Annotated in this window: 1 protein-coding gene; it reads left to right on the plus strand. The window is 74.6% G+C overall.

The annotated features are described in order from the left end of the window. Positions 1 to 311: 311 nt before the first annotated feature. The coding region (rsmI, locus tag AC2W7M_RS26470; RefSeq protein WP_486136161.1) for a 16S rRNA (cytidine(1402)-2'-O)-methyltransferase at positions 312 to 861 on the plus strand (550 nt) is incomplete at its 3' end.

The following is an 861-nucleotide window of genomic DNA, read 5'->3' on the forward strand; positions in this document are numbered from 1 at the left end:
CGACGCGCGCCCATTGCGCCAGGACCGCGCGCCGCGAGAGCCTGCCTTCCGCTACGGCGCCTGCCGTCCCGTGCCCGTCTTGCCGCAATGCCCGATCTCCCCGCACCCGCGCCCCCGCGCGGGATCGCGCACCCCCTTGGGGCGGCAATTTGACGAGGGGAAGGCAGAGGCGGCGGGAAAGCGCGTCGGGGCGGACATTTCCGGTGGCGTCCGGCGCCGCGCCGTTTCCCGGCCGCGCGGCTGGGGCTATGGTCGGCGCATGAGCGTTCCCTCTCCCTCCGCCGCGCGGCACGGCGCCGAAAAGCTTCCTCATCGCCGGCGTGCGTGTGCCGGTGCCGACCTTGGCGCCGGGGCTCCACGTGGTGGCGACGCCCATCGGCAATCTCGGCGATGTCAGCGTGCGGGCGCTGGAGACGCTGGCCGGCGCCGACGCCATCGCCTGCGAGGACACGCGCATCACCCGCCGGCTTTTGGACCGCTACGGCATCGAGACCCAGCTCGTGCCCTACCATGACCATAACGGCGCCTCGGCGCGGCCGAAGCTGCTGGCGCGGCTGGAGCAGGGCGCGCGCCTCGCTCTGGTGTCGGACGCCGGCACGCCGTTGGTGTCGGACCCCGGCTACAAGCTGGTGCTGGAGGCGCTGGAGGCGGGGCACCGGGTGCACCCCATCCCCGGCGCATCGGCGCTGCTGGCGGCGCTGGTGGCGGCGGGCCTGCCCACCGACTGCTTCCTGTTCGACGGCTTCCTGCCGCCCAAGGGCGGCCAGCGTCGCGCCCGCATCGCCGAGCTGGCGCGCATCCCGGCGAGCCTCGTGCTCTATGAGAGCGGTCCGCGCCTCGCCGAGAGCCTCGCCGACCTCG

It is taken from the genome of Xanthobacter sp. BG11Y11_SDJG (assembly GCF_057364445.1).